Genomic DNA, 8,551 nt, shown 5'->3' with positions numbered 1-8,551 from the left:
TAACGGTGAGGTCAGTTATAAAAATTTTTTTCCTACAAAATCTTGACACAGACTTAAAGATAATTGTGATTGACAGCTAATAATAGTATAATGTATAATAACAAGTAAAATGATGGATAAATGCGATGACCAGGAGAGTAGCAATAGCAGGTATACAGGGAGAAGATACCGCGACTGAGAGTATCTTTATACTTATGCTATTGTGAAGGACACCTGTGAGCAGACCAGTCGACAAGGTAGGCTGTGTCCGTGAACCTGCGTTAAAGGAATGAGTCCAAATCAGGGTGGCACCACGGGATTTAACCTCTCGTCCCTGCAAATTGTTGCAGACGAGGGGTTTTTAAATGTGTAAAGTTATTACAAAATGCAAAAGGAGTTGGTGAAATGCTTACAAAAGCTCCAAGAGGGACAAAGGATATTCTTCCTTCAGAGTCTTATAAATGGCAGTATGTAGAAGAGCTTATAAGGAAGATATGCGATGATTATGGCTTTAGGGAAATAAGAACCCCCGGTTTTGAACATACAGAGTTATTTTTAAGGGGAGTAGGGGAATCAACTGATATCGTGAGAAAAGAGATGTATACTTTTACGGACAAAGGCGGAAGAAGTATTACTTTAAAACCTGAAGGTACTTCTCCGGCTGTAAGAGCATTTATAGAGCACAATTTATATGCGGAGGCGCAGCCAACGAAGTTGTATTATATAACTCCTGTTTACAGATATGAAAGGCCTCAGTCTGGAAGGCTAAGAGAACATCACCAATTTGGAGTAGAAATATTTGGTGCTAAAAGCGCTTCTGCGGATGCGGAAGTTATAAGTGTTGCTATAACGCTTTTAAAAAAGTTGGGACTTAATAATTTGGAGCTTAGAATAAACAGTGTTGGGTGTTCTGCTTGTAGAAAAAATTATAATAAAGTGCTTAAGGATTTTTTAAAGGACAATTTGAAGTATTTGTGTGATGACTGTAAAGTCAGATATGAGATAAATCCTTTGAGAGTATTAGACTGTAAAGTTGAAAGTTGTCAGAGGATAACCAAAGATGCGCCTCTTATTACAGATTATTTGTGTGATGATTGCAAAAATCATTTTGAAGAACTACAAAAATATTTAGATGTAATGGGCTATAATTATATAATTGACCCCAGAATTGTGAGAGGACTTGATTATTATACCAAAACTGCCTTTGAAATAATTTCAAAAGACATCGGAGCTCAAGGAACCGTATGCGGTGGAGGAAGATATGATGGTCTTATAGAAGAATGCGGAGGGCCTTCTATGCCAGGAGTAGGTTTTGGAATGGGACTAGAAAGACTTTTGCTTACTTTGGAGCAAAAGGGTATTGAGATTTCAAAACCTAAAGACGTAGATTTGTTCATAGCTTATGTTGGAGAAGAAGCAAAATTATTTACTTTTGCTCTTGCTAATAAACTGCGATTTAATGGATTAAAAGTAGAAAGAGACAACATGGATAGAAGTTTAAAAGCACAAATGAAGTATGCCAATAAGCTTAATGCGAAATTTGCTATTGTAATAGGAGAAGAAGAGATGAAGGAAAACAAAGTTAAATTAAAAGATATGAGAGATGGAAGCGAAGTAGAAATATCCATTGATGAAATAGAACAAAGGATAAAAAATATATAAAATGGAGGGAGTAAAATGGGAGAACAATTAAAAGGACTTAAAAGGACTCACATGTGTGGAGAATTGACAGTGGAAGATGTCGATAAATCTGTTGTAGTTATGGGATGGGTACAAAGAAGAAGAGACCATGGAGGCTTAGTGTTTATAGATTTAAGAGATAGAACAGGTATTGTACAGGTGGTTTTTAACAATGAGGTTTCTTCCGAAGCTTTTGAAAAAGTACAGGGTGTGAGGAGTGAATATGTACTAGCAATAGAAGGAAAAGTGGTAAAAAGGGCACCTGAAAATGTAAATCCTAAAATTGCTACAGGGGAAATTGAAATATATGCCAATACCTTAAAAATTTTAAGCAAATCAGAAACTCCGCCTTTTCCAATAGAAGATAGAAGCAATGTCTCAGAGGCTATAAGGCTAAAATACAGATATTTAGATTTGCGAAGACCTTCAATGCAAAAGAATTTAATGACTCGGTTTAAAATAACTAAAGTTGTTCGTGATTTTTTGAATAAAAACGGTTTTATAGAGATAGAAACGCCTCTTTTAATTAAAAGTACGCCAGAAGGTGCAAGAGATTACCTTGTGCCAAGCAGAATTTATCCGGGCAAATTTTATGCTTTACCTCAATCTCCTCAAATATTCAAACAACTTCTTATGATTTCTGGATTTGATAAGTACTACCAAATAGCCAAATGTTTAAGAGACGAGGATTTGAGGGCAGATAGGCAACCAGAGTTTACACAAATAGATATAGAAATGTCTTTTGTAGAGGTAGATGATGTTTTAGAAATTAATGAAAAGATGATTGCGCAGATTTTTAAAGAGACTTTAGGCATTGATGTGCCAATTCCTTTTAAAAGATTATCCTATCAAGAAGCCATGGAAAGGTTTGGGACAGATAAACCAGACTTAAGATTTGGGATGGAACTTAAAGATTTGTCAGACATAGTATCTCGATCTGAATTTAATGTATTTAAGACTGCTTTAAAAAATAGCGGATCTGTGAGAGGCATAAATGTAAAAAGTGCTGCTTCTATGCCAAGAAGACAGTTAGATGAATTGGTGGAGCTTGCAAAAACTTATGGAGCTAAAGGACTTTTATGGATGCAAGTTTTTGAAAATGAAGTGAAATCCCCTGCTACTAAATTTTTAAGTGAAAAAGAAATAGAAAAGATACTTGAAAGACTTGAAGCAGAAACAGGAGATTTACTACTGATTGTGGCAGATAAAGATGAGATAGTTTTTGATACTTTAGGTCATTTGAGATTAGAGCTTGGAAAGAGACTTAATTTAATTGATGAGAATAAATATGAGTTTGTATGGATAGTGGATTTTCCGTTGTTAGAGTACGACAGCGAGGAAAAAAGATATGTGGCAAAACATCATCCCTTTACGGCCCCCAAAGATGAGGATATAGACCTTTTAGAAAAAGAGCCGTTAAAGGTAAGAGCAAAAGCTTATGATATAGTTTTAAATGGAGTGGAAATTGGGGGAGGTAGTATAAGAATACACGATACTGAGCTTCAAAAAAGAATGTTTAAAGTTTTAGGTTTTAGCGAAGAAAAGGCGTGGGAAAGATTTGGCTTTTTGATGGAGGCTTTCAAATACGGTGCACCTCCTCACGGTGGGATTGCATATGGATTGGATAGGCTTGCTATGATTATAACGGGAAGCGACACCATAAGGGATGTAATTGCTTTTCCAAAGACTCAAAACGCGGTATGTTTAATGACAGATGCACCTTCAGAAGTATCAGAAGAACAGTTAAAAGAATTGCACATAAAGGTAGACTTATAAACGTTTACCAGTTGAAAAATAGGGGTTTTTGTGATATTATTTAGGTAGAAAGATGAATAAATTTAAAAAACCCTGTGGTGCGCGTGACATCCGGTGAAAGTTTGAGCCAACACCAATAATAAGGGAGCCTGGGCTTTGGCAGTGGATTGTAGGCCGCCTTTGAACGGAAGCGGAAACATGAAGCTGTCAAGAGGGCACCCACGTTGTGAGGACGGGTTCAAGAACTACCGGGAGGCACGGCACTATGGGGGTTTTTTTATGGAGGGAAAAGAGTGGACATTTTTTCGCGAACAGAGCTTTTAATAGGAAAAGAAGGGCTTTTAAAACTTAAAAACAGTACCGTTGCAGTTTTTGGAATAGGAGGAGTAGGCTCTTTTGCTGTTGAAGGGCTAGTAAGAGCAGGAATTGGAAAATTGGTTTTAATAGATGGAGACGACGTGTGTGTGACAAATCTAAACAGGCAAATACACGCTACCACTTTTACGATAGGTAAACCTAAAGTTGATGTGATGAAAGACAGGATATTAGCGATAAATCCAGAAGCCCAAGTTTTAACTTTTAAAGAGTTTTACTCCAGCAAAAACAGTGATAAACTATTATCAAAAGAGTACGATTATGTAATTGATGCAATTGACAGAGTGCCTTCAAAAGTAGATTTAATAGCGAAATGCACTTTATTAGGGATACCTATAATAAGTAGTATGGGAGCAGGAAATAAACTAGATCCTACAAAATTTGAAGTAGGAGATATTTATCAAACAAGTGTATGTCCGTTGGCAAAAGTAATGAGAAGGGAACTTAGGAAAAGAGGTATTAAATCTTTAAAAGTGGTGTATTCTGAAGAAGAGCCTATAAAAAATTTCTATAGAAGCGAAGCTAAAATTTCGAAACCAGCACCTGGTAGTATTTCTTTTGTGCCTTCTGTTGTCGGCCTCATACTTGCTGCAGAGGTAGTTAAGGACTTATTGAAAAAATAAACAAAAGCCTATTGACATATCTGTGAAAAAATTTTATACTATTTATTGGATACCCCAATGGGGTTGGGAGGTATAATATGTACCAAGATAACAAAGAAGATTTATTAAGAAGATTAAGAAAAATTGAAGGACAAGTAAAAGGCATACAAAAGATGATTGAAAATGACGCCCATTGTGTAGATGTACTGGTACAAGTAGCTGCTGTTAGGTCTGCGATAAACAGCGTTGGTAAAATTCTTCTTAAAAGTTATACCACCAGTTGTATAAAAGGAGCTTTTTGTACTGAAAAGCAGGATGAGGTGATAGAAGAATTAATTGAGACGTTTATAAAATTTATGAAATGACTTTAATAGTTGGGTTTTGTTAGCAATTTGCTTTATGATATAAATGTATAAAGCAGTTGCTTTGTATAAAAATAAAAATGAAATAAAAGTATAGGAGTGGTTTTATGGCAGAAGTAGTTATTACGCTTGAAAATTTTGAGGAAGAAGTTGTGAATTCAGATGTACCAGTTTTGGTAGACTTTTGGGCTGAATGGTGTATGCCTTGTAGGATGGTGGCTCCAATAATTGATGAATTAGCAAAAGAATATGAAGGTAAAATTAAAGTTGGGAAAATCAATGTAGATGAAGAAAATGAATTGGCAATGAAATTTAGGATAATGAGTATACCCACAATTGGACTTTTTAAAAACGGCAAGATGGTAGATAAAATAATAGGTGCAAGACCTAAAGGAGACTTTGTAAAGTTTATAGAAAAACACTTAAACAATTAAAAAATCCTGCGTTATGCAGGATTTTTTAATTTATTTATTGTTTAATTTTCTAAAAAATTACAAAAAAATCAAAATATACTGAAGTATATTTTTAAAAAACGAATAAAACCCCCTTTAATGTTGGGGTTTATTCGTTTTTTAAAGATTGAAAAAGCTTTTAATTAGCTTAACTGGTGGAATATTTTCAGAGCTTGAAGGAGGAGAAAAATTATTAGAAAATATAATTGATGGAGGAAGTGGAAAAGAACTTTATCCTCCTTCAGTGGCAAAAGTTTTAATTGACAGAGATTATATCATGGCAGCTTGTGTGGTGTTTTGACTAAAAAATATCCTGACTAAGCTTAAGATTAATGAAAAATAGCTTTGGCATTTCTAAAATATTTAGAAATGGGGGAGATTAAGTTGTATCCTTTGTTGAGAATAAATTTAAGAAAACTTAGAAAAAATACACAAACTATTGTCAATCTGTGTGAAAAGAGAAATATAAAGGTAGTAGGTGTTACAAAAGTTTTCTGCGGTATTCCAGAAATAGCTCAAGCGATGGTAAAAGGTGGAGTAGAAATTTTAGGAGATTCCAGAATTAAAAATTTAAAAAAATTACGACACATACCGGTATTAAAAATGCTTATTCGAATTCCTATGATAAGTGAAGTGGAGGAAGTCATAAAATATGCAGATATAAGCCTTAATTCAGAAATCGATACAATAAAAAGCTTATCAGAAGAGGCAAAAAAACACAAGAAAGTTCATGAGATAATCCTAATGGTAGATTTAGGTGATTTGAGAGAGGGTATGTTAAAAGAGGATGTAATTCCAGCAGTGGAACAAATAGTAAAGCTTGAAGGTATAAAACTTCGAGGAGTAGGTACTAATTTAACTTGTTATGGCTCTGTTATTCCTACTCCAGATATACTAGAAGAGCTTGTAGAAATAAAAAATTCTATCAATAAAAAATTTGACCTGAATGTAGATATAGTCTCAGGAGGAAACTCAAGCAGTCTGTACTTAGTTCAAAATGGTCTCATACCAAAAGGAATAACGCAGCTTAGAATAGGAGAAGCTATTGTGTTAGGTAGGGAAACGGCTTTTGGAGACAGAATTCCCCATACGTATGACGATGTATTTACTTTAGAAACACAGATAATCGAATTAAAAGAAAAACCTTCCTATCCACGAGGCATATTAGGAGTAAATGCTTTTGGTGAAAGACCGGTATATGTGGATAGAGGTATAATGAAAAGGGCAATTTTGGCTATAGGAAGACAGGATGTCAATATGGGTGACCTAATTCCTATAGATAGTACCATTGAATTAATAGGTGCAAGTAGTGACCATTTGATCGTAAATGTTACAAATTCTCCATATCCATATAAAGTTGGAGATATAATAAAGTTTAAGCTAACATATGGTGGGATTTTATCTTGTTGTACCTCTGAATATGTAGAAAAGGTGATTGAAGAGGTGTAAAAATACCTCTTTTTGATAGTAATTTTGCTGTTGACAACCTCTTTTTTAAATGGTATTCTTTTTATTGAAATCCGAGCAGAATAGTAGGATTTAATAGGAATTCAGGGGGATGGATAATCATGAAATTATCTACAAAAGGTCGATATGGGATACAAGCTATGTTTGAATTAGCCCTTTACTATGGGGAAGGTCCCATTTCTTTAAAAACAATTGCGGAAAATGAGGGTCTTTCTGAGCATTATCTAGAACAGCTTATAGCAATTCTTAGAAAAGCTGACCTTGTGAAAAGTGTAAGAGGAGCACAGGGTGGGTATATGTTAGCAGCTCCTCCTGATAAGATAACGGTTGGAGATGTGATAAGGACATTGGAAGGGTCACTGGCTCCTGCAGATTGCGTTTTGGAAGATACACCTTTTGAATGTAGTAGAGCGGGAGGTTGTCCCACAAAATTGGTGATGGAAAGAATAAGGGATAGTATAAATAAAGTAATAGACTCTATTACTTTACAGGATATGGTAGATGATTACAGGCGGTTGAATCAAAAAAGTGCTTTTATGTATTACATTTAAGTAAATAGAATCCACATTAAGAAGATAAAGTATTAGTATTATGCCATGACAATCAGTTATCTTTGTGATAGACAAGCAGTTAGGAGAAAGTTGAAAAGAGATAGAGCACACAAAAAAAGTGTGCATTTTTTAATTTAAAGAGGGAAATCTATAAAAAAGCAGAAACTTTTTAAATTTCAAAGGAGGGCTATTATGAATAAAGACAAATATATGAAGGGGTTTTTGGCAGGACTGGTAACTGCTGCATATATAATTCCTAAAATAAATATGAAAAAATATAGACGCTACAAAGATATGATAGAAAAAAGTGTGACAAAAATATGCCGCACAATGAACAAAATAAAAATTAGATAGACTTTTCGGGTGATAACATGCAAGTTAAAAAGATTTATCTATTTTTTTTAATTATTGCTGCTATAGGCTTATTGTATTTTTTTATAAAAAATTGGGTAAGTATTAAAAATATACTTTCCCCTTTTTTTATTGCCGGTTTGGTAGCCTATTTATTGAATCCAATGGTAAAATTTTTTAATTCAAAGGGCTTGTCTACATTTTTTTCTATACTTTTGGTATTTTTAATTGTTACTTTGGGAATATTGATATTTTCTTTCTATATCTTTCCTTTGATGATAAATGAAATGATTGCTTTTATAACAATGATACCTTTTTATATTGAAGAACTACAAAATATTTTGATTCAACTAAAATTTAACTATTTTTCTTATTTACCACCACAATTTGAGAAAGTTTTAGATAAAAATTTGAATACCCTCAATAATCTCTTTGCTTCCCGAGTTGATATGGCTTTTAAATCTACTGTTGCGATATTAAAAAATGTTATAGATGCCATACTTGTACCAATTATTACTTTTTATTTTTTAAAGGATAAAAATTTGTTTAAAAAAGAGATTGAAAAAATAATTCCCTCCAAATATCATTCTAGTTTCTTTACTCTTCTAAGAAAAATAGACAAAATTTTAAGTAAATACATAAGAGCACAAATATATCTTTCTATTTTTGTTGGAATTTTGACTAGCATAGGGCTTTCTCTAATTAAGATTAAATATGCTTTTTTAGTAGGGCTATTGACAGGAGTATTAAATATAATTCCCTACATAGGGCCTATTTTGTCGATTATTCCTGCTGTATTACTAGGATTTCTTGATTCTTTATCTAAAGGGATTTGGGCTTTAGTTGTATGTCTTTTAGTGCAACAAATAGAAAATGCTTTTATAACTCCCAAAATACTTAGCGACAGCGTAGGTCTACATCCAATTACAGTAATTTTTTCACTGATTGCAGGGGGGGAACTTTTTGGCATCTGGGGG

At 33.7% G+C, this 8,551-nt stretch carries 10 protein-coding genes, 1 other RNA gene and 1 other annotated feature; all 11 genes read left to right on the top strand.

The window, feature by feature from the left end; genetic code table 11:
• The first annotated feature begins 116 nt into the window (after positions 1 to 116).
• Positions 117 to 318, top strand: a binding site (T-box leader).
• A 66-nt stretch (positions 319 to 384) separates the two neighbouring features.
• Positions 385 to 1,641: a histidine--tRNA ligase gene (hisS, locus tag I4N53_RS08170; protein WP_012995100.1), complete on the top strand. Its 1,257-nt coding sequence runs from the start codon at positions 385 to 387 to the stop codon at positions 1,639 to 1,641.
• 15 nt (positions 1,642 to 1,656) lie between these two features.
• Positions 1,657 to 3,435: an aspartate--tRNA ligase gene (aspS, locus tag I4N53_RS08165; RefSeq protein ID WP_214496015.1), complete on the top strand. Its 1,779-nt coding sequence runs from the start codon at positions 1,657 to 1,659 to the stop codon at positions 3,433 to 3,435.
• A 66-nt stretch (positions 3,436 to 3,501) separates the two neighbouring features.
• Positions 3,502 to 3,690, top strand: a non-coding RNA gene (ssrS, locus tag I4N53_RS08160) — 6S RNA.
• Between the two features lie 17 nt (positions 3,691 to 3,707).
• On the top strand, positions 3,708 to 4,412 hold the full coding sequence (locus tag I4N53_RS08155; protein WP_214496014.1) for a ThiF family adenylyltransferase: 705 nt from the start codon (positions 3,708 to 3,710) through the stop codon (positions 4,410 to 4,412).
• Between the two features lie 77 nt (positions 4,413 to 4,489).
• Complete coding sequence (locus I4N53_RS08150; RefSeq protein WP_012995103.1) at positions 4,490 to 4,756, top strand: metal-sensitive transcriptional regulator; 267 nt, start codon at positions 4,490 to 4,492, stop codon at positions 4,754 to 4,756.
• Positions 4,757 to 4,860: 104 nt separating this feature from the next.
• The gene (trxA, locus tag I4N53_RS08145) at positions 4,861 to 5,187 is read left to right on the top strand and encodes a thioredoxin (protein ID WP_012995104.1); all 327 of its coding nucleotides are present in this window, start codon (positions 4,861 to 4,863) and stop codon (positions 5,185 to 5,187) included.
• Between the two features lie 145 nt (positions 5,188 to 5,332).
• Positions 5,333 to 5,506 carry a glutamate mutase L gene (locus tag I4N53_RS12430; RefSeq protein WP_245599098.1) on the top strand — a complete coding sequence of 58 codons (174 nt, stop codon included), beginning with the start codon at positions 5,333 to 5,335 and terminating at the stop codon, positions 5,504 to 5,506.
• 83 nt (positions 5,507 to 5,589) lie between these two features.
• The gene (gene orr / locus I4N53_RS08135; protein ID WP_214496013.1) at positions 5,590 to 6,654 is read left to right on the top strand and encodes an ornithine racemase Orr; all 1,065 of its coding nucleotides are present in this window, start codon (positions 5,590 to 5,592) and stop codon (positions 6,652 to 6,654) included.
• 119 nt (positions 6,655 to 6,773) lie between these two features.
• The gene (locus I4N53_RS08130; RefSeq protein WP_003868830.1) at positions 6,774 to 7,223 is read left to right on the top strand and encodes an Rrf2 family transcriptional regulator; all 450 of its coding nucleotides are present in this window, start codon (positions 6,774 to 6,776) and stop codon (positions 7,221 to 7,223) included.
• A 192-nt stretch (positions 7,224 to 7,415) separates the two neighbouring features.
• Positions 7,416 to 7,577, top strand: a complete 162-nt coding sequence (locus tag I4N53_RS08125) for a hypothetical protein (protein ID WP_013150243.1) — start codon at positions 7,416 to 7,418, stop codon at positions 7,575 to 7,577.
• A gap of 17 nt (positions 7,578 to 7,594) precedes the next feature.
• A partial coding sequence (locus I4N53_RS08120; protein ID WP_214496012.1) for an AI-2E family transporter occupies positions 7,595 to 8,551 on the top strand: 957 nt, incomplete at its 3' end.

It is taken from the genome of Thermoanaerobacter sp. CM-CNRG TB177 (assembly GCF_018588165.1).
GTDB classification, from domain to species: Bacteria; Bacillota; Thermoanaerobacteria; order Thermoanaerobacterales; family Thermoanaerobacteraceae; genus Thermoanaerobacter; species Thermoanaerobacter thermocopriae.
Note: the sequence above shows the minus strand (reverse complement) of the source record. Positions and strands in the feature narration are given on the sequence as shown.